The organism is Streptomyces sp. NPDC018029, from assembly GCF_044327655.1.
Taxonomy (GTDB): Bacteria; Actinomycetota; Actinomycetes; order Streptomycetales; family Streptomycetaceae; genus Streptomyces.
Genome location: NZ_JBIRFV010000004.1, coordinates 407,347 through 425,284, shown reverse-complemented (window position 1 = coordinate 425,284; position 17,938 = coordinate 407,347). Strand labels below are relative to the sequence as shown.

The 17,938-nt window shown below is 70.0% G+C and carries 19 protein-coding genes; 6 read left to right on the top strand and 13 right to left on the bottom strand.

Features of this window, described 5'->3' with window-relative positions:
- Window positions 1–50 precede the first annotated feature (50 nt).
- From fbaA to ACH4D5_RS14780, 7 genes are all read right to left on the bottom strand, one after another.
- The gene (gene fbaA / locus ACH4D5_RS14810) at window positions 51–1,073 is read right to left on the bottom strand and encodes a class II fructose-bisphosphate aldolase (RefSeq protein WP_398302119.1); all 1,023 of its coding nucleotides are present in this window, start codon (window positions 1,071–1,073) and stop codon (window positions 51–53) included.
- 115 nt (window positions 1,074–1,188) lie between these two features.
- The gene (pyrE, locus tag ACH4D5_RS14805; RefSeq protein ID WP_062774598.1) at window positions 1,189–1,737 is read right to left on the bottom strand and encodes an orotate phosphoribosyltransferase; all 549 of its coding nucleotides are present in this window, start codon (window positions 1,735–1,737) and stop codon (window positions 1,189–1,191) included.
- 10 nt (window positions 1,738–1,747) lie between these two features.
- Window positions 1,748–2,542: an aldose 1-epimerase gene (locus tag ACH4D5_RS14800; RefSeq protein ID WP_398302117.1), complete on the bottom strand. Its 795-nt coding sequence runs from the start codon at window positions 2,540–2,542 to the stop codon at window positions 1,748–1,750.
- 43 nt (window positions 2,543–2,585) lie between these two features.
- The gene (locus ACH4D5_RS14795; protein ID WP_398302115.1) at window positions 2,586–3,428 is read right to left on the bottom strand and encodes an SRPBCC family protein; all 843 of its coding nucleotides are present in this window, start codon (window positions 3,426–3,428) and stop codon (window positions 2,586–2,588) included.
- A gap of 59 nt (window positions 3,429–3,487) precedes the next feature.
- Entirely contained in the window at window positions 3,488–5,056 is a 1,569-nt protein-coding gene (locus tag ACH4D5_RS14790) for a polyamine aminopropyltransferase (RefSeq protein ID WP_398302113.1), read from the bottom strand.
- 112 nt (window positions 5,057–5,168) lie between these two features.
- Window positions 5,169–5,693: a DUF2617 family protein gene (locus ACH4D5_RS14785; RefSeq protein ID WP_398302111.1), complete on the bottom strand. Its 525-nt coding sequence runs from the start codon at window positions 5,691–5,693 to the stop codon at window positions 5,169–5,171.
- A 410-nt stretch (window positions 5,694–6,103) separates the two neighbouring features.
- The gene (locus ACH4D5_RS14780; protein ID WP_398302109.1) at window positions 6,104–6,367 is read right to left on the bottom strand and encodes a hypothetical protein; all 264 of its coding nucleotides are present in this window, start codon (window positions 6,365–6,367) and stop codon (window positions 6,104–6,106) included.
- Between the two features lie 127 nt (window positions 6,368–6,494).
- On the opposite strand from ACH4D5_RS14780, the gene ACH4D5_RS14775 reads away from it, so the two are divergent.
- Window positions 6,495–7,718 (top strand): pyridoxal phosphate-dependent aminotransferase, encoded by a 1,224-nt coding sequence (locus tag ACH4D5_RS14775; RefSeq protein WP_398302107.1) that lies wholly within the window; start codon window positions 6,495–6,497, stop codon window positions 7,716–7,718.
- A 98-nt stretch (window positions 7,719–7,816) separates the two neighbouring features.
- Here the strand turns inward: ACH4D5_RS14775 and ACH4D5_RS14770 are convergent, their stop codons facing one another.
- Window positions 7,817–8,359, bottom strand: coding sequence for a YbjN domain-containing protein (locus ACH4D5_RS14770; protein ID WP_398302105.1), 543 nt, complete (start codon window positions 8,357–8,359; stop codon window positions 7,817–7,819).
- A gap of 221 nt (window positions 8,360–8,580) precedes the next feature.
- The gene (gene clpB / locus ACH4D5_RS14765) at window positions 8,581–11,208 is read right to left on the bottom strand and encodes an ATP-dependent chaperone ClpB (protein ID WP_398302103.1); all 2,628 of its coding nucleotides are present in this window, start codon (window positions 11,206–11,208) and stop codon (window positions 8,581–8,583) included.
- A gap of 148 nt (window positions 11,209–11,356) precedes the next feature.
- Between clpB and ACH4D5_RS14760 the strand changes: the two genes are divergently transcribed.
- Window positions 11,357–11,782, top strand: coding sequence for a pyridoxamine 5'-phosphate oxidase family protein (locus tag ACH4D5_RS14760; protein WP_398302618.1), 426 nt, complete (start codon window positions 11,357–11,359; stop codon window positions 11,780–11,782).
- A gap of 115 nt (window positions 11,783–11,897) precedes the next feature.
- On the opposite strand, the gene ACH4D5_RS14755 is transcribed toward ACH4D5_RS14760, so the two are convergent.
- Window positions 11,898–12,254 carry a hypothetical protein gene (locus ACH4D5_RS14755; protein ID WP_362987996.1) on the bottom strand — a complete coding sequence of 119 codons (357 nt, stop codon included), beginning with the start codon at window positions 12,252–12,254 and terminating at the stop codon, window positions 11,898–11,900.
- A complete protein-coding gene (locus ACH4D5_RS14750) occupies window positions 12,251–12,547 on the bottom strand; it encodes a hypothetical protein (RefSeq protein ID WP_398302101.1) in 297 nt (98 codons plus the stop codon). The genes ACH4D5_RS14755 and ACH4D5_RS14750 overlap by 4 nt, the downstream gene beginning before the upstream one ends.
- 107 nt (window positions 12,548–12,654) lie before the next feature.
- On the opposite strand from ACH4D5_RS14750, the gene ACH4D5_RS14745 reads away from it, so the two are divergent.
- The 4 genes from ACH4D5_RS14745 (at window position 12,655) to ACH4D5_RS14730 (ending at window position 16,666) form a co-directional block, all read left to right on the top strand.
- On the top strand, window positions 12,655–13,644 hold the full coding sequence (locus ACH4D5_RS14745) for a helix-turn-helix transcriptional regulator (RefSeq protein ID WP_398302099.1): 990 nt from the start codon (window positions 12,655–12,657) through the stop codon (window positions 13,642–13,644).
- On the top strand, window positions 13,641–14,621 hold the full coding sequence (locus ACH4D5_RS14740) for a LuxR C-terminal-related transcriptional regulator (protein WP_398302098.1): 981 nt from the start codon (window positions 13,641–13,643) through the stop codon (window positions 14,619–14,621). The genes ACH4D5_RS14745 and ACH4D5_RS14740 overlap by 4 nt, the downstream gene beginning before the upstream one ends.
- Window positions 14,622–14,712: 91 nt before the next feature.
- Entirely contained in the window at window positions 14,713–15,687 is a 975-nt protein-coding gene (locus ACH4D5_RS14735) for a LuxR C-terminal-related transcriptional regulator (protein ID WP_398302096.1), read from the top strand.
- Window positions 15,688–15,832: 145 nt separating this feature from the next.
- Window positions 15,833–16,666: a LuxR C-terminal-related transcriptional regulator gene (locus ACH4D5_RS14730; protein ID WP_398302094.1), complete on the top strand. Its 834-nt coding sequence runs from the start codon at window positions 15,833–15,835 to the stop codon at window positions 16,664–16,666.
- 196 nt (window positions 16,667–16,862) lie between these two features.
- On the opposite strand, the gene ACH4D5_RS14725 is transcribed toward ACH4D5_RS14730, so the two are convergent.
- Window positions 16,863–17,375 carry a hypothetical protein gene (locus tag ACH4D5_RS14725; protein ID WP_398302092.1) on the bottom strand — a complete coding sequence of 171 codons (513 nt, stop codon included), beginning with the start codon at window positions 17,373–17,375 and terminating at the stop codon, window positions 16,863–16,865.
- Between the two features lie 103 nt (window positions 17,376–17,478).
- Window positions 17,479–17,934, bottom strand: coding sequence for a heat shock protein transcriptional repressor HspR (locus ACH4D5_RS14720; protein ID WP_362988010.1), 456 nt, complete (start codon window positions 17,932–17,934; stop codon window positions 17,479–17,481).
- Between the last annotated feature and the right edge of the window lie 4 nt (window positions 17,935–17,938).

Here is a 17,938-nt window from a genome sequence, read left to right as displayed (position 1 = left end):
GAAGGCCCCGGGTCACCGACCCGGGGCCTTCACACGCGAGACGAGAGGTACTACTTCAGCTTCGTGCCCGTGGAGCGCAGGTTCGCGCAGGCCTCGGTGACGCGCTGCGCCATGCCGGCCTCGGCGAGCTTGCCCCAGGTGCGCGGGTCGTACGTCTTCTTCGAGCCGACCTCGCCGTCGACCTTCAGGACGCCGTCGTAGTTCTTGAACATGTGGTCCGCGACGGGCCGCGTGAAGGCGTACTGCGTGTCGGTGTCGAGGTTCATCTTCACGACGCCGTTCTCCAGCGCGGTCGCGATCTCCTCGGCGGTCGAGCCGGAGCCGCCGTGGAAGACGAAGTCGAACGGCGACTGCTTGCCGTACTTCGCACCGACACCCTCCTGGAGGTCCTTGAGGAGCTCGGGGCGCAGGACGACGTTGCCCGGCTTGTAGACGCCGTGCACGTTGCCGAACGAGGCGGCGAGGAGGTAGCGGCCCTTCTCGCCCAGGCCGAGGGCCTCGGCGGTGCGCAGCGCGTCGTCGACGGTCGTGTACAGCTCGTCGTTGATCTCGTGGCTGACGCCGTCCTCCTCACCACCGGTCGGGGTGATCTCCACCTCGAGGATGATCTTCGCGGCGGCGGCCTTCGCGAGCAGCTCCTGGCCGATGGCCAGGTTGTCGGCGAGGGTCTCCGCGGAGCCGTCCCACATGTGGGACTGGAACAGCGGGTTCTGGCCGGCCTTGACGCGCTCGGCGGAGATGTCGAGGAGCGGGCGGACATAGCCGTCCAGCTTGTCCTTGGGGCAGTGGTCGGTGTGCAGCGCGACCGTGATGCCGTACTTCTTGGCGACGATGTGCGCGAACTCGGCGAGCGCGACCGCGCCGGTGACCATGTCCTTGCTGTGCTGACCGCCCAGGAACTCCGCACCACCGGTGGAGATCTGGATGATGCCGTCGCTCTCGGCCTCGGCGAAGCCGCGCAGCGCCGCGTGCAGCGTCTGCGAGGACGTCACGTTGATCGCCGGGTAGGCGAACTTGCCTGCCTTCGCCCGGTCGAGCATCTCGGCGTAGACCTCGGGAGTTGCGATGGGCATGTGTCCGCTCCTTGTGATGTGCGGGTGGGTGCTGTGCTGCCTGGACCCTGACCTGGGGGCGACGACATTGTCGCCCCCATCTTTCCAGACGCGACGGTCCTTGCGGACGCGGCCGTCAGTCCAGGCCGAGGTCGTCCTTCGAGTACGCGAAGAGGTACGGCACACCCGCACCCTCGGTGATCTTCTCGCCTGCGCCGGTGGCCCGGTCCACGATCGTGGCGACGCCGACGACCTCGGCGCCCGCCTCGCGGACGGCCTCGACGGCGGTCAGCGGCGAGCCGCCGGTGGTGGAGGTGTCCTCGACGACCAGGACGCGGCGGCCCTTGATGTCGGGGCCCTCGACGCGGCGCTGCATGCCGTGCGCCTTGGCGGCCTTGCGGACCACGAAGGCGTCGAGGCGCTTGCCGCGCGCGGCGGACGCGTGCAGCATCGCGCCCGCGACGGGGTCGGCGCCCATGGTCAGGCCGCCCACGGCGTCGAAGTCGAGGTCGGCGGTCAGGTCGAGCAGGACCTGGCCGACCAGCGGGGCGGCCTCGCCGTCGAGGGTGATCCGGCGGAGGTCGATGTAGTAGTCGGCCTCCAGGCCGGACGAGAGCGTCACCTTGCCGTGCACGACGGCCTTGTCCTTGATCTGCTGCAGCAGCTCGCCGCGTACGTCAGTCATGTCCAGAAGCTTAAAGGCGTCGCCACGTCCACGTCGTCGCCGTCTCCAGGGGCTCGATGGGGGTGACCAGGCGCGGGTCGGTGTTGAGGCCGTTGGGCGGGCCGGTCTGCGGTTCGACGCAGACCGCGGCCTCCTGCTCGTCGTAGACGACGACCCACTGCTCGCGGCTCTTGACGTTCACTTCGAGCCGCTCGGGCCAGGTCAGCGTAACGTCGACGCCGTCCGGCATGCCGAAGCAGTCGTCCCAGGGGCCGGGCTTGCGGTCGATGCGGTGGCCGGTGGGGAGGTGGTCGTCGCCGCGCTCCTCCTGCCAGGCGGGGTCGAAGCCGATGCGGACGGGCTCGCCGCCGCCGTCGAGGACCCGGTTGAACCACGGGTGCCAGCCGGCCTGCGCGGGGAAGGAGTCGCCGTACGTCTCGATGCCGAGGCGGAGCGTCAACGCGTCCTCGCCGAGTTCCACGATCTGGGTGACGCGGCCCGGGTGGGGCCAGGGGTCGGTCAGGTCGTACGTGAAGACGGCCTCGGTCCTGGAGGTCCGTGCCGTGCGCCATTCGGCGTCGCGGGCGAAGCCGTGGATGGCGTGCGGCGGGGAGTTCAGCGGCATCTGGTGGACCACCGCGCCGTCGCGGAACCGGCCGTCCCTGATCCGGCCGCACCACGGCACCATCGGGAAGCAGCCGTACTTCTTCCCCTGGCGCAGCAGCTCGACGCCGCCGATGCGCAGACTTCCGATGCGGCAGCCGTTGCCCGGCTGCACCGTCACTTCCGCGTCGCCCGCGGTGAGGGTCACGTCTTCGGTACTCACAGGGCCGACCCTACGACGTGCGCGGTCGGCACCGCGTGAGCGGTCAGCGGCGGCGGCGCAGGGCCCGGCCGACGACGATGGCCGACGCCAGCGCGAGCGCGGCGGCGGGCGCGGCCCAGCGGAGCGTGGCGTTGGCGGTGAGGGACTCGGGGGCGGGGGTGGGTGCGTACCGGCCGCGGGGCGGGGCGTGGTCGACCTCCTCGGCGCTGCGGCCGATCATGGTGCGGCGCGCGTGCGCGGCCTCGGCGGGCGGCACGTCGATGTCCCCGATGTCGTCCACGTTGTCGAGGTGTTCGAGGCGTTCGAGCTCTTCGAGGTCCTCGAGGTCTTCGATGCCGTCCACCTCGTCGAGGACGTTGGTGTCGTCGAGGTTGATGCCGTCGTCGGCGTCGTCGATGTCGTCGAACTCATCGGCGTCGTCGGCGTCATCAATGTCGTCGCTCGGCGCCGTGTCCGGGGGCGCCGCCGCCCCGAGGCCCTCGGCGAACCGGTCCAGAAGCCGCCGGACAGCGGATTCCACAGCCTGTGGAGAACCTTCCGTGATCCGGCCGTCGGCGGTCGCGCCGCCGTCGAACACGAGGGTCGCCCCCTCGGCGGCCGGCACAAGGCGCACGGTCAGCGTCAGCCGCACGGCACCGGAGCCGCGGACTTCCGCGCCCTCGCCCTCGACGGTGTACGTCCCGTCGGCGCGGGCAGCCGTCCGCGCCGAGCCGCGGTAGGTGATGGTGTGTCCCCCGACGCGCACCTTGAGGCGGCCGGAGATCGGCCCCGCCGTCTCCTCCGCGTCGCGCTGAAGCCCGGGAACCGCCCCGGCGACCCGCTCGGGGTCTGCCAGGACCTGCCGGAGCCGCTCTGCCGATACCGGAACGAACACCTCATGCTCCATGGCAGTGGAGCCTACCCACGCGGCCACCACTTGTACGACAGTTCGCCGCGCCGGGTACGTCAGTTCGCGTAACGCGGATGGACCAGCGTGGAGGGCGGCAGTCCCCGCTGCCGGGTCGGCTCGGCCGCCCGCGCACCGGCCCGCACCACCTCCGACCGTGCCGCGCGGAGCAGCACGGGCCGGGTCCGCGAGGCGAGCACGAAGCCCCAGTCGCGGGGCGCCCCGGCCCCCTGCGCCGTGCGGTCGGGCCCGGCGGCGAACCCCGAGAGCCGCCCGCCGACCCGGTACGCCACGGTCCGCAGGCCCGCCGCGCGCAGCGAGGCCTCCACCGTCCAGAAGACGCGCGGCCTCGCGGTCAGCGGTCCCGCGTGCACGGCGAGCCTGCCGCCGTCGGCGAGGGCCCGGGTGGCGAGGCCGTAGAACTCCCGGGAGTACAGCTTCGTGCTGGCCGTGATGCCCGGGTCCGGCAGGTCGGAGACGATCACGTCGTACTTCGCGCGGGTCTGGCGCAGCCAGCGGAACGCGTCGGTGTGCACCACCCGCACCCGGGGGTCGCGGTACGCCCGGCCGTTGAGCTCGCTCAGGGCGGGGTCGTGCCGCGCGAGGTCGACGACGCCCGCGTCCAGCTCGACGATGTCGACGCGGCGCACGTCCGGGTGGCGCAGGATCTCGCGGGCTGCGAGGCCGTCGCCGCCGCCGAGGACGAGCACGCGCGCGTGCGGCCCGCGCATCGCGGGTGCGACGAGACCCCGGTGGTAGCGCTGCTCGTCGCGTCCGCTGATCCGCAGGCGGCCGTCGAGGAAGAGGTCGAGGGAGCTGCGCCGGCCGCCGGTGAGGACGACCTCCTGCACGTCGGTCTGCACGGCGACCCGGATGTCCCCGCCGTACACCGCGCGCCGGGCGGCCCGTTCGAAGTCGTCGACGAGCACCGCGGCGGCGGCGAGCAGGGAGAGCACCACCACGTTGGCGGTGAGGAGCACCCAGCGGGCGCGGACGCTCAGGTCCTGCCGGAACAGGCCGAGGACGAGCGCGCCGCCCGCGACGGCGTTGACCGCGCCGGTGAACAGGGCGCCCGTCAGCTGCCCGAACTGCGGCAGCAGCAGAAAGGGGAAGGCGAGCCCGCCGACCAGGGCGCCCACGTAGTCGGCGGCGAAGAGGTCGGCGACGGCGCCGCCCGCGTCCTGCCGCCGGATGCGCTGGATCAGCACCATCAGGAGCGGCACCTCGGCGCCGATGAGGATGCCGATGGCGAGGGAGAACGCGACCAGCAGGCCGCGCGACCCGCTCGCCCACACCTCGCCCTTGTCGCCGGTCCACGCGAACGCCGCGTACAACGCCATGGCGCTGCACCCGCCGACCAGCGCGAGCGCGGCCTCGACGAGGCCGAACCAGGCGGCGGCGCGGCGCCTCAGCCGCTTGGCGAGCAGCGAGCCGATGCCCATGGCGAAGACCATCACGGAGAGCACGACGGAGGCCTGGGTGACGGAGTCACCGATCAAGTACGCGGCGAGGGCGACGAGTTCCAGTTCGTACACGAGGCCGCAGGCGGCACAGACGAAGACGCCCACGAGGACGAGGAACCGTCCTGTACGGGGCGAGACCGGCAACCGCACCGACGACTGGAGCACCCTGGAACGCTACGTCACCACCGGCTCGCGCCGAGTCCCCCACATGGGTGCAAATCCCCCGCCGGTGCTCCCGCCCGTCCCTTGCCCATCGCCTCGCTCATCGCCTCGCCCGTCAGAGCGACGCGGGCAGCGGCATGCGCGCACCCACCCTCGTCCGCGTCGCCACGAGCTGGCCTTCCTGGGGATACGCGTGCCACGTACGCCACATCAGCGATCCTTCGTGCCGCTGTGCGAGCATTGCGGTGAATGCATGCGGACTGCCGGGGAACACACCCGCCAATCCGTGCGGGTGTTCGGCCACAAGTGCGAGCAACTCCTGCGCACGGCCCGCGAACTGACCCCGCGACAGTGTTTCCACCCGGGCCGCGAATTCGTACTCCCATTCACCCACGCGTTTCGAAACGCCGAGCGGAAGGGGCGTACTGCTGCCGGGGATGCAGGCCACGGTCTCCGAACAACCGCCCTGTTCGTCCTCCAGGAGTACCTGGTGCGAGGCCCCGAGCAGTCTCAACTGCATTTTCGCGTCCGCCAGTTCCAATTCGAGGGTGGCCAGCGCGGGCAACGGCTCGCGCCCCAGGGCCCAAGCCAGGTCCTCGGCGCGCGTGTCGGTATAGACGGTCTTCAGGGTCGTGAGCATGGGTCGGCTCCGCTAACACTCAATGGAGGTGGGGCCGGCGCACCCGGAACGGACTCCGGGAGGTCGGAATGCCGGCTCGTGCCCACAAGAACGTCTTTCGGGTATCCAGATCCCGGTCTGTGAAACCTGGACCAGGAAACCTGGACCAGACGTCCGAGGGCGGTGCTGACGTTTCAGAGGGAATCATGGTCGGCGACGCTGCCACTGCGTTTTTACCCAAGTACGTGTGGTTTCCATCCCCATGAGGGCTACGCAGTTCAACTGTTCAGTACAGCCATCACGGAACACGCCCCTGACGTGGTGCCGAAGCGGTGCCGAAGCCCGACTCCACGCCGCAACACCGAAGCGCCCGGCGGGAATTGCGGGCCCCGCCGGGCGCTTCGTGGATTCGGTGGACCAGCTGCCCCGTGTCAGCTGCCTCCGCCGCATCCACCCCCGCCGCCCCCGCAGGAGGAGCTGCCTCCGCCGCACGACGAACCGCCGCCGCACGACGATCCGCCGCCGTCGTGGTGCCCGCCGTCGCCCCCGGCCCACCAGCTGCCGCCGCCCGCCGAGCTCGACGCCGTGCCCGAGGTCCAGCGCGACCGGGTGCGGCGCCGGCCGTTCCCCCCGTAACCGATCGCCGCGACCAAGGCGAAGATCAGCACCGCAACGAAGACGAAAGCCACGAACATGGCCCCCACGCTCCTTCCGTTCCCCCGAAGCAGGTCCCCCGTGGGCCGGCTTCTCGCGTGACAGGGGGATGCCCTTGTCCAAGCCGACGCAAAGCAGAGTTGAGGAACTCCAGAGGTTCGGCGCAGGATGGCGGCCATGACGTCCTCCTCCGGCCCCTCCGGGCGCGAGCCCGGCCCCTCCGGGCGCCCGCTGCTCAACCGCCGCCTCGCCGAGTTCGGCACGACGATCTTCGCAGAGATGTCCGCCCTCGCGGTCCGGACGGGCGCGATCAACCTGGGCCAGGGCTTCCCCGACACGGACGGCCCCGAGGCCGTGCGGGAGGCCGCGGTGCGGGCGCTGCGCGACGGCCGCGGCAACCAGTACCCGCCGGGACCCGGCGTCCCCGAGCTCCGCACGGCGATCGCCGAGCACCAGCTCGCCCGCTACGCGCTCTCGTACGACCCCGACCGCGAGGTCCTCGTGACGGCGGGCGCCACCGAGGCGATCGCCGCGTCACTGCTCGCCCTCGTCGAGCCGGGCGACGAGGTCATCGCGCTCGAGCCCTACTACGACTCGTACGCCGCCTCGATCGCCCTCGCGGGCGGCACCCGCGTCCCCGTCACCCTGCGCCCCCGCGACGGCCGCTTCGTCCTCGACCTGGACGAGCTGCGCGACGCGGTCACCGACCGCACCCGGCTGATCCTCCTCAACACCCCGCACAACCCGACCGGCACCGTCCTCACCCGCGCCGAGCTCACCGAGATCGCGAGGCTGGCGGTCGAGCGCGACCTCCTTGTCGTCACCGACGAGGTCTACGAACACCTGGTCTTCGACGACGCCGAACACCTCCCGCTCGCCACCTTCCCCGGCATGCGCGAGCGCACGGTCAGCATCGGCTCCGCGGGCAAGACGTTCTCGTTCACGGGCTGGAAGGTCGGCTGGATCACCGCGTCGCCGGAGCTGGTCGCGGCGGTCCGCTCGGCGAAGCAGTTCCTCACGTACGTCTCCTCCGGCCCCTTCCAGTACGCGATCGCGGAGGCGCTCGCCCTCCCGTCGTCCTACTTCGACGACTTCCGCGCGGACATGCTGGCCAAGCGGGACCTCCTCGGCGAGGGCCTCACGGCGGCGGGCTTCGACGTCTACCGCCCGGCCGGCACGTACTTCATCACGACCGACATCACCCCGCTCGGCACGACCGACGGCTTCGCCTTCTGCCGCTCGCTCCCGGAGCGGGCGGGCGTCGTCGCCATCCCGAACGCGGTCTTCTACGACCACAGGGACGCGGGCGCGCCCTTCGTCCGCTTCGCCTTCTGCAAGCGGACGGCTGTCCTGGAGGAGGCGGTGACGCGCCTCAAGTCACTGGCGGGCTGAGAGCCGGCGGCCTGCGGTACGCCGAGAGCCCGGCGGGGTGTGCATCACCCCGCCGGGCTCTCACGCGCTTACGGCTTCACTTAGTGGTCTTACGGCCCTCAGGCCTGCTCGTCGCCCGGCTTCTCTTCGCCCTCGGCGGAGTCGACCTCGGCCTCCAGGCCCAGCTGCTCCACGAGCCAGCGGTCGAACTCGATCGCGGCACGCACCCAGCTGACCGTCGACGACACGAAGTGCTCCAGCGAGACACCGGTGCCGATCAGCATCTGGGCCTCGCCGATGAGGCGGACCGTGCCGTCGTCGTGCGTGTGGCTGTAGACCTTCGGCCACAGCGTGCGGCGGTTCCAGTCGTCGATCGACTCGAGAAGCTGCTGCTTCTCCTCGATCTGGTGCGGCCGGTCGTAGAACGTCCGCACCGAGAAGACCTGCTGGTCGTCCTCGCCGCGGAACATGAAGTACGTACGGAACTCCTCCCACGGCGCCGCGAGGTCACCCTCGTCGTCGACGACGTGCTTGAGCTCCATCTGGTCCAGGAGCTGCTTCACCAGGTCCTGGTCGGGGACGACGGGGCCCGCCGGTCCTGAGCCCTGCTGCGGGTCGGGCTGTCCCCCGAAATTCGGAATCGAGGACGGGTCGATGCTCACGTGCTTTGTCCCTTCGTATGGATGGGCCCATCCTCTCCCAGGGTGGGCCCCCCGGGGCAAGCCCGGCTGCTCGTCTGCCGTGTTTCCGCCGTTCGCCGTCTGCGGACAGTGGTCCGTCCTCGCGCAGTTCCCCGCGCCCCTTCAGGGGCGCGGGGAACTGCGCGAGCAACCACGAAGCCGCCGCACCCGGCGGTCAACCGGTCGGGGCAGACGGGGTGCCGCTACAGAGACTTCCCCGTAGGGGAGCCCGTCGCGGGGCCCACAATCAGGCCGTCCTCGAAGCGGTCCACGCGGACCACGTCCCCGTCCTTCACCTCACCCGCGAGGATCTCCTTGGCGAGGCGGTCGCCGATGGAGGTCTGGATGAGGCGCCGCAGGGGCCGCGCCCCGTACGCCGGATCGTTGCCCTCGTCCGCCAGCCAGGCCAGCGCCTCCGGCGTGACGTCCAGCGTGAGCTGCCGGTCCGCGAGCCGCTTGGCGAGGCGGTCGATCTGCAGCCCGGCGATGTGCGCGAGCTCGTCCTTGGTGAGCGCCGAGAAGACGACGATGTCGTCGAGCCGGTTGAGGAACTCGGGCTTGAAGGAGGCCCGCACCACCTCGAGGACCTGCTGCTTCTTCTCCTCCTCGCTCGTCAGCGGCTCCACCAGGTACTGGCTGCCGAGGTTGGACGTGAGCACCAGAATCGTGTTGCGGAAGTCGACCGTCCGCCCCTGCCCGTCGGTGAGCCGCCCGTCGTCGAGCACCTGGAGCAGGACGTCGAAGACCTCGGGGTGCGCCTTCTCGACCTCGTCGAGGAGTACGACGCTGTACGGGCGGCGGCGCACCGCCTCGGTGAGCTGGCCGCCCTCCTCGTACCCCACGTACCCGGGAGGCGCGCCCACCAGCCGGGCGACGCTGTGCTTCTCGCCGTACTCGCTCATGTCGATGCGGACCATGGCCCGCTCGTCGTCGAAGAGGAAGTCCGCGAGGGCCTTGGCGAGCTCGGTCTTGCCGACACCGGTCGGACCTAGGAAGAGGAAGGACCCGGTGGGCCGGTCGGGGTCGGCGATCCCGGCGCGGGTGCGCCGCACCGCGTCGGAGACGGACCGCACCGCTGCGCCCTGCCCGATGAGCCGCTTGCCGAGCTCGTCCTCCATGCGCAGCAGCTTCTGCGTCTCGCCCTCGAGGAGCCGTCCGGCGGGGATACCGGTCCAGGCGCCGACCACATCGGCGATGTCGTCGGGACCGACCTCCTCCTTCACCATGGTGTCCTTGGACCGGGCGGCGGACTGTGCGGCCTCCTCCTCGGCCTCGGAGGCGGCTTCGAGGTCGCGCTCCAGGGCGGGGATCTCTCCGTAGAGCAGCTTGCTCGCGGTGTCGAAGTCGCCGTCGCGCTGGGCGCGCTCGGCCTGGCCGCGCAGTTCGTCGAGCTTCTCCTTCAGCTCACCGACGCGGTTGAGGGACTGCTTCTCCTTCTCCCAGCGGGCGGTGAGGCCGCGCAGCTCCTCCTCCTTGTCGGCGAGGTCGCGCCGCAGCTTCTCCAGGCGCTGCTTGCTCGCCGGGTCGGTCTCCTTGCTGAGCGCCAGCTCCTCCATCTTCAGCCGGTCGACGGCGCGCTGGAGCTCGTCGATCTCGACGGGCGAGGAGTCGATCTCCATCCGGAGCCGGGACGCGGCCTCGTCGACGAGGTCGATGGCCTTGTCGGGCAGGAAGCGGGAGGTGATGTACCGGTCGGAGAGCGTGGCCGCGGCCACCAGGGCGCTGTCGGCGATCTGCACCTTGTGGTGCGCCTCGTACCGCCCCTTGAGTCCGCGCAGGATCGCGATGGAGTCCTCGACGCTCGGCTCGGCGACGAGGACCTGCTGGAAGCGGCGCTCCAGGGCGGGGTCCTTCTCGATCCGCTCGCGGTACTCGTCGAGCGTCGTCGCACCCACCATGCGCAGCTCACCGCGGGCGAGCATGGGCTTGAGCATGTTCCCCGCGTCCATGGCGGAGTCGCCGCCGGCGCCCGCGCCCACGACGGTGTGCAGCTCGTCGATGAAGGTGATGATCTGCCCGTCGCTCTCCTTGATCTCGGAGAGGACGGTCTTGAGCCGCTCCTCGAACTCACCGCGGTACTTCGCGCCGGCGACCATGGCGCCGAGGTCCAGGGAGACGAGCCGCTTGTTCTTCAGCGACTCGGGGACGTCGCCCTTCACGATGCGCTGGGCGAGCCCTTCCACGACGGCGGTCTTGCCGACACCGGGCTCGCCGATGAGGACGGGATTGTTCTTCGTACGCCGTGAAAGGACCTGCACGACGCGCCGGATCTCCTGGTCCCGCCCGATGACGGGGTCGAGCCGTCCTTCGCGGGCCGCCGCGGTGAAGTCGGTGCCGAACTTCTCCAGTGCCTTGTACTGACCCTCGGGGTCGGGTGTGGTCACCCGGCGCCCTCCCCTTGTCTTCTCGAAAGCGTCCAGCAGCTTCTTGCTGCCGGCCCCGTGCCGAGTGAGTACGTCCCCGGCCTTGCCGCCCTTGGCCGCGATGCCGATGAGCAGGTGCTCGGTGGACAGATAGTCGTCCCCGAGCTCCTTCGCGCGCTGTCCGGCGTCCGAGACGACGGCCAGCAGGTCACGGTCGGGCTGGGGCGGCGCGACGGTGGACCCGGTCACGCTGGGCAGGCCCGCGAGGACGCGCTCGGTGTCCGCGCGCACGGCGGCCTGGTCGGCGTCGACCGCGGCGAGCAGGTCGACGATGTTCTCGTTGTCCTCGCCCTCCAGCAGCGCGAGCAGCAGGTGCGCGGGCGTCAGGTCGGGGTGACCGTCCTTGACCGCGCGGCTGCTGGCCGCGTTGATCGCGTCCCGGCTCCTGTTGGTCAGCTCGGCGTCCACGTGCGCTTCTCCTCCTTACGGGGTCCTACGAGTGGGGGCCCTTGCGAGACGGGTCCCCCTCCCACACTGACTTACTCAACCTACACAAACTTGAGTCTATTCCACTCAAGGAGAGCCCGTGAAGTCCGGGCGGCTATGTTCCCTGGTCATGGCCCCGAACCCGCGCATCGACCCGTCCGACCCGCCCGAGCCCTACCTCAGCTTCTGGCGTGAACGGCACCTGTGCACCCTGACGACGCTGCGCCCGGACGGCACCCCGCACGTGGTGCCGGTCGGCGTGACGTACGACCCACAGGCGGGCGTCGCCCGGGTCCTCGCCCGCAAGACGAGCCGGAAGGTCGCGCACATCCTGGCGGCGACGGGCGTGGAAGGACCCGGGGCCCGGGTGGCGGTCTGCCAGTTCGCGGGCCGGCGCTGGGCGACCCTGGAGGGCCACGCGGCCATCCGTACGGAACCGGCGGCGATAGCGGAAGCGGAGGACCGCTACGAGGAGCGCTACGAACGCCGTCCGTCCCCGAACCCGGACCGGGTCCTGATCGAGATCACGGTGACCCGAGCCCTGGGCAAGGCCTGACGCCGCCCCTCTCCTGTCTCGGCACACACCACAGCGGCGCCACCGTGTTCAGGTCCACGGTGGCGCCGCTGCTGGGGGAAGCGCCTGCGCGATTTACAACGACGGGGGAATCGCGTCAGGCACTGCGGGGGGTGGCTGTGATGTTGTCCGAGACGCCCATGGCGTCCGGGCCCTGCTGTTCCTGCTGCCCGACCATCTGGTGGTCGCGCCGGTCGAGATTGACGAACACCATCCCGTACCGGATGGCGCACCGCACGGGCTGCGGCGCTCCTCTGGGCCGCCGCAGGCACCGGTAGGCCCGGATCTCCTCCTCGTCGTCACGCGTGACGACGATCGGCTCACCGAGCAGGGTCACCATCAACGAGTCACCGCGGTGGGGGATCGCGGTCACCAGATCGATGAAGTGCCAACCGGAGCGGTAGGCGGTGGCCATTTCTCGGCGGAAGGTGCGGTCGTCGGGAGGGGTGCTCACGATGCGTCAACCTCCTTAACCGCAGAAGGCGCGGTATCGCTTCCAGCCGACTTGTTGCCCCAGACGATGTCGTCCTTCGACGCCGAAGACCAGACAATGTCTCCGGCCGGACCGGAGGTCCAGACGATGTCCTGCGTCTCTACCCCCGGCTCGGAGACCGCTTTCGTGTTCCCGGCCCCCGAGTCCAGATCAAGGCCGCTGAACGCACTGATGGCCAACCCAACGGAGAAGGTACCGACAAGTACCGAGCGAAGCATTCCCTTGCGCATAGCGGGCTTCGTCCTCACTTCCATCGCGACTCTCCCCCGGCCTGACAAGACGATGGCTCATTCAGCCATGCGAGCACCACAGGACCGATGCATCATGTTCCTGCACGTTCAGGACCCTGGGGGGTGGAGGCATGACAACAAAAAGCCCAATTGGGACACATCCGCACTCCGTGGTTGAACTATGCGCCGACGGCAAGCGGCTTTACGCCAGTGCACTGCGCTCGGGCCGCGTCCACCGCAGCGAAGTGGAGGCCGCACCCTGCCTGATGGAGTTCGCCCTTCTCCACCCCGACCCGGAGGACTCGGACTGGCTGCGGCCGGCCCCGCCCACCTCAGTACTGGCGCAGCGTCTGCACCCCATTGAGCGGGAAATCCTGCAGCGCAGGACCCTTGCCATCGAACTGACCGACGCCTTTGAGCCATTCATGGCCATCAGCGCGATGGACCGGCCGGCCGACCATGCCATCACTGTCCTGGAAGGCGCCACTCGGATCAATGCGGCCATCGATGTCGCCACGGCTGAATGCCGGTCCGAGATCCTCACCGTGCAGCCTGGCGGCGGACGAAGCGAAGCCGTCCTCACCGAGGCCGTACAGCGGAGCCAAGGCATCATCGAGCGCGGCATCACAATGCGTACGCTCTACCAGCACACCGCCCGGCACAGCCAAGGGACCATTGCCTACGCCGAGTACATGAAACAGGGCAAGGTCGAGGTGCGCACACTGGAAGAGCTCATCGAGCGGCTGATGATCTTCGACCGAACGGTCGCCTTCATACCGGCCCAGGACGACCGCCAAGTGGCCCTGGAACTGCGCCACAGCGGACTCGTCGGATACCTGGCAAAGGTCTTCGAGCAACTCTGGCGACGTGCGTCCCCTCTCCTCGACGAAGCGCCCTACGACCCTCCCACCGGAGGGATCACCGGCGTCCAACGCTCCATAGCCAAACTGCTCGTCGAAGGCCACGTCGACGAGGCCATCGCCCGCCGCCTCGGCATGAACGTCCGCACCTGCCGCGCCCACATAGCCAAAATAGCCGCCGCCCTCGGCAGCGGAAGCCGCGCCCAACTCGGCTACCTGATAGCCCAGTCCGGCATCCTCGAACAAGGCCGCCCGACATGACGGCCACACCGCACGCCGCCCACGACGACGGCGAATTATGTGAAGCGGGCTCGGAACTCTATGCCCGCGCCCTCCACGAAGGCCGCCTCCCTCGTCACGACACCGACGGCGCCCCATGCCTGATCGACCTCGGGCTACTGCGCGTGGACACCGAGCACGACGGATGGCTGCTCCCCGTACCTCCGTCAGTGGCCCTGCCCCGCTTGCTCCACACCATCGAGCAACAACTGCTCCAGGAACGCCGACACGAGGTCCAACTCGCCGACGCCTTCGCGCCGCTGCTGGACATTGTCCCTAAGGCAGTACGCACCGAAGGGCCGCCCGCCATCGCCGTACTGGAAGGTCTTACCGAGATCCAGGCCGTGATAGGCCGGGCCATGGCACGCACGTGCCAGGAGGTGCTTGTCATCCAGCCCGGCGGCCACCGGCCGGCCGAGGCGTTGGCCAAATCCCTGGCAGACGCGCAGGGGATGCTCTCCCGTGGTGCACGGATGCGGACCCTTTACCAGCACACCACGCGTTACTCCTTCTCCGCTCTCGCCTACTACGAGCAACTCGACGGCGACATCGAAGTCCGGACCCTCGAAGAAGTCACGGAACGGCTCTTCATTCTCGACAGATCCGTGGCGTACATCCCAGTGACGAAGGAGCGCAACGTAGCGCTCGAGATCCGCCACCCGGCCCTGATCGACTTCCTCATCGCCGCCTTCAAGCGCCAATGGAACATGGCCATCCCCTTGTTCCCGCAGGCGGCCCCACAGCCGGCCCCGAAGGGCATCAGCACCCGCCAACGCGCGGTCGCCGGCCTCCTGGTCGAGGGCCTCACCGACGCCGAGATCGCCGACCGCCTCGGCATGAACGTCCGCACGGCACGTGTCCACATCGCCAAACTCGCCGCCACTCTGGGAAGCGAAAGCCGGGCCCAACTCGGCTTCCTGATCGGTGAATCGAAGATCCTGGAACAACGCAACAACTGAACCGGAGCGGAACCTCGCGTGTTCTCCGTGGTGTGGCTGAGCCCAGCCCATAGAATCACCGCCCCTTCGACCGAACGGGAGGGTGAAACGCATGGCCGCGGAGCACGAGCCGCATGGGGTGGAGAATCTCTGCGCGTCAGGATCAGCCGTCTACGCCCAGGCCCTGCGCGAAGGCCGGGTCCACAGCCGCGACGCCGAGCCTGCCCCGTGCCTCGTCGACTTCGGCCTCCTCCACCCCAGCCTCAACGACATGCAGTGGCTCCACCCCACGACTCCCGCCGTTGCCCTGTCCCGCCTCCTGCGCACCATCGAGGACCGGGTCGCCCACCACCGCCGCCGAGAGGAAAGACTCACCGCCGCATTCGAGGCGTTCCTCGACATCGACGTCCCGTCCGCACCGGTACGAGCCTCCTCGACCATCAGAGTCCTGCAGGGGCCGGCCCGCATCGACGCGGCAATGGACGAGGCCATCGCCCATGCCTGCCATGAAGTGCTCACCATTCAGCCCGGCGACGTCCGGCCCCCCGAATCACCGGCCCGTACTCGAGCGCGCGAACAAGCCATCCTGAACCGAGGCGGCCGACTCCGTACTCTCTACCAGCACACGACACGGCATGCGCTGCCCGCACTCGCCCACTTCGAGCAGCTACGCGGTGACGTCGAAGCCCGCTCCCTGGACGAGGGCACCGAACGGCTCTTCGTCTTCGACCGGACCGTCGCGTTCATCCCGGCGAGCCAGGACCACACCACCGCGTTGGAGATACGGCACACCGCTCTCATCGACTACTTCGTCACGACCTTCGAGCGCCTGTGGCGGTTCGCGGCCCCCCTGTATCCGCAGACGTCACGGCTGCCGTCGGAGAAAGGCGTCACGCCCCGCCAGAAAGCCATCGCCGGCCTCCTCATAGAAGGCCTCACCGACGCCGAAATAGCCGCCCGCCTCGGCATGAACATCCGCACCGCCCGCGTCCACATCGCCAAACTCGCCGCCACCCTCGGCAGCAACAGCCGCGCCCAACTCGGCTACCTCATCGGCCAGTCAGGGATTCTTGACCACGACCGGTGACACCGGTGTCAGCAAAGCCGCACGCCCAGAACCGGACACCCGGAAACAGCCGTCCAGAAGCAGACACTTCAACTGCGGCATCCGGCCCCGGCTCTCCCCGCCTGCATAGAATCGCGACGCTTCAACCAGGCAGGAGGGGGCTCGCATGGCCACGAAGCACTTACCGCACCCGCTCGAAGAAATGTGTGCAGCAGGGCTGTCCGTCTACGCCCGCGCCCTGCGGGAAGGCCGGCTCCACCACAGCGCCGCCGAACCGGCCCCGTGCCTCGTCCGCCTCGGCCTCCTGCAACACGGCCTCGACGACCTGCAGTGGCTGCACCCCACCAGCACCACCGTCACCGTGCTCGACGGACTCGACCGCATCAACTCGGCCATCGACCGGGCCATGAACGAGGTCACCGAGGAGTTCCTGGCCGTCCAGCCCGGCGGCATGCGGCCCCCCGAGACCTTGGCCGAAGTCTTCCCGCGGGACCAGGCGATCCTCACCCGGGGATGCCGGATGCGGACCCTCTACCAGCACACAACGCGCCATTCTCTGCCCGTGCTCGCCTACTTCGAACAGCTCGACGGCGACACCGAGGCACGCACCCTCGACGAGGTCACCGACCGGCTCTTCGTCTTCGACCGGACCGTCGCGTTCATCCCGGCGAGCAAGGACCGCAGCGTCGCCCTCGAACTCCGCCACCCCGCCCTCGTCGAGTACTTCGCCACCACCTTCTGGCGGCTGTGGCGCATGGCCACCCCCATGTGGCCGCAAGCGGCTCCCCAGCCGTCCGAGAACGGCATCACCGCCCGCCAGCACGCCATCGCCGGCCTCCTCGTCGAGGGCCTCACCGACGCCGAGATCGCCGAGCGCCTCGGCATGAACGTCCGCACCGCCCGCGTCCACATCGCCAAGCTGGCGGCCACCCTCGGCAGCAACAGCCGCGCCCAGCTCGGCTTCCTGATCGCCCGGTCGGGGATCCTCGACCGGGGATGACTCGTCCGGTTGCGGGTGCCTTGTGCCTTCTTGTTCCCTCCTCAGCTCACTGCACCGCAACAAGATGGCGCTACCGCCCACCCCGCCCCGCCCTGCAAGCTGGGGGCAGCGGCGGGGGCAGCTGGTAGGCCCCCTCCCGCTTCCCCCGAGCGCCCCGGCCGACTGCTCCCCCGTAGCCGACCGGGGCGCTCTCACGTCACGCCAGGGGGCTGCCCCACTCGCGCAACAGCTCCACCCGCTGTGCCGCCCGCGGCGACCCGCCCTCATGGCGGCGGCCCCAGTCGGACATCGCCGTCAGGGTGGTGAGGAGGGTCCCCGCGCCTTCCGTGAGGCGGGCGAGGAGGGCGCGCGAGAGGTCGTACTCCGTACGGGAGTAGCCGACCGCCGCCGCCGTGTACGCCGTCAGCTCCGTCTCCTCACCGTCGGCGTCCGTGAGACGCACCGTCATCGTCGGGGCCTCGTCGCTGCCGCCGAGGCCGACCGTGAGCGCCAGGTCGACCACCGCGCCCACCTGCCGCTTCAGGGACTTCACCGGGACGTCGTCGACGGTCAGCGCGCGCACGTCCTCCCACGGCCACATGCCGGACTGCTTGTCGCCGAGGGCCAGTACGCCCTCCGGCGTCAGCCGCACCCCGGGAGCGAGCCCGGCCGGCTTCGCCCCCACGTACACATCGCCCTCGGCGATCCAGAACAGGCCCACCATGGCCATCGTCAGCTCAACTCCCCGCACCCGTACACACCGAAGCGGGGCCGGGAGGTCACCACCTCCCGGCCCCGCTTCAGGGTACTCAGACGTCCTCAGACCATGAGGTCTACTGCTCGGTCGTCCGCTTCGGCCGCCACACCACCAGCGCGCTCGCCTGCTGCACGTCCTGGTAGGGGACGAGGTCGCGGCGGTACGAGGCGTGCACCGCCGCTTCGCGCTGCTGCATGGCCGCGGCGGCGCCGTCCACGGCCGCGGAGAGCTCCGCGACCCGCGACTGGAGCGCCGCGACCTGGTTCTCCAGCTCGATGATGCGCTTGATGCCCGCGAGGTTGATGCCCTCTTCCTGCGACAGCTGCTGCACCGTGCGGAGCAGCTCGATGTCGCGGGCGGAATAGCGTCGGCCGCGGCCCGCCGTGCGGTCCGGGGAGACCAGACCCAGGCGGTCGTACTGCCGCAGGGTCTGCGGGTGCAGACCGCTCAGCTGGGCGGCCACCGAGATGACGTACACGGGTGTCTCGTCGGTGAGTTGGTACGGATTATGACGACGGCCGACCCTATCCATGGGG

Excerpts from the sequence above, each read along its gene's own strand:
- pyrE (WP_062774598.1), bottom strand. The coding sequence starts at position 1,737 with ATGACTGACGTACGCGGCGAGCTGCTGCAGCAGATCAAGGACAAGGCC.
- ACH4D5_RS14795 (WP_398302115.1), bottom strand. The coding sequence starts at position 3,428 with ATGGAGCATGAGGTGTTCGTTCCGGTATCGGCAGAGCGGCTCCGGCAG.
- ACH4D5_RS14720 (WP_362988010.1), bottom strand. The coding sequence starts at position 17,934 with ATGGATAGGGTCGGCCGTCGTCATAATCCGTACCAACTCACCGACGAG.
- fbaA (WP_398302119.1), bottom strand. The coding sequence starts at position 1,073 with ATGCCCATCGCAACTCCCGAGGTCTACGCCGAGATGCTCGACCGGGCG.
- ACH4D5_RS14750 (WP_398302101.1), bottom strand. The coding sequence starts at position 12,547 with ATGGAAGTGAGGACGAAGCCCGCTATGCGCAAGGGAATGCTTCGCTCG.
- ACH4D5_RS14725 (WP_398302092.1), bottom strand. The coding sequence starts at position 17,375 with ATGGCCATGGTGGGCCTGTTCTGGATCGCCGAGGGCGATGTGTACGTG.
- ACH4D5_RS14740 (WP_398302098.1), top strand. The coding sequence starts at position 13,641 with ATGACGGCCACACCGCACGCCGCCCACGACGACGGCGAATTATGTGAA.
- ACH4D5_RS14735 (WP_398302096.1), top strand. The coding sequence starts at position 14,713 with ATGGCCGCGGAGCACGAGCCGCATGGGGTGGAGAATCTCTGCGCGTCA.
- ACH4D5_RS14760 (WP_398302618.1), top strand. The coding sequence starts at position 11,357 with ATGGCCCCGAACCCGCGCATCGACCCGTCCGACCCGCCCGAGCCCTAC.
- ACH4D5_RS14745 (WP_398302099.1), top strand. The coding sequence starts at position 12,655 with ATGACAACAAAAAGCCCAATTGGGACACATCCGCACTCCGTGGTTGAA.
- ACH4D5_RS14775 (WP_398302107.1), top strand. The coding sequence starts at position 6,495 with ATGGCGGCCATGACGTCCTCCTCCGGCCCCTCCGGGCGCGAGCCCGGC.
- ACH4D5_RS14785 (WP_398302111.1), bottom strand. The coding sequence starts at position 5,693 with ATGCTCACGACCCTGAAGACCGTCTATACCGACACGCGCGCCGAGGAC.
- ACH4D5_RS14730 (WP_398302094.1), top strand. The coding sequence starts at position 15,833 with ATGGCCACGAAGCACTTACCGCACCCGCTCGAAGAAATGTGTGCAGCA.
- ACH4D5_RS14780 (WP_398302109.1), bottom strand. The coding sequence starts at position 6,367 with ATGTTCGTGGCTTTCGTCTTCGTTGCGGTGCTGATCTTCGCCTTGGTC.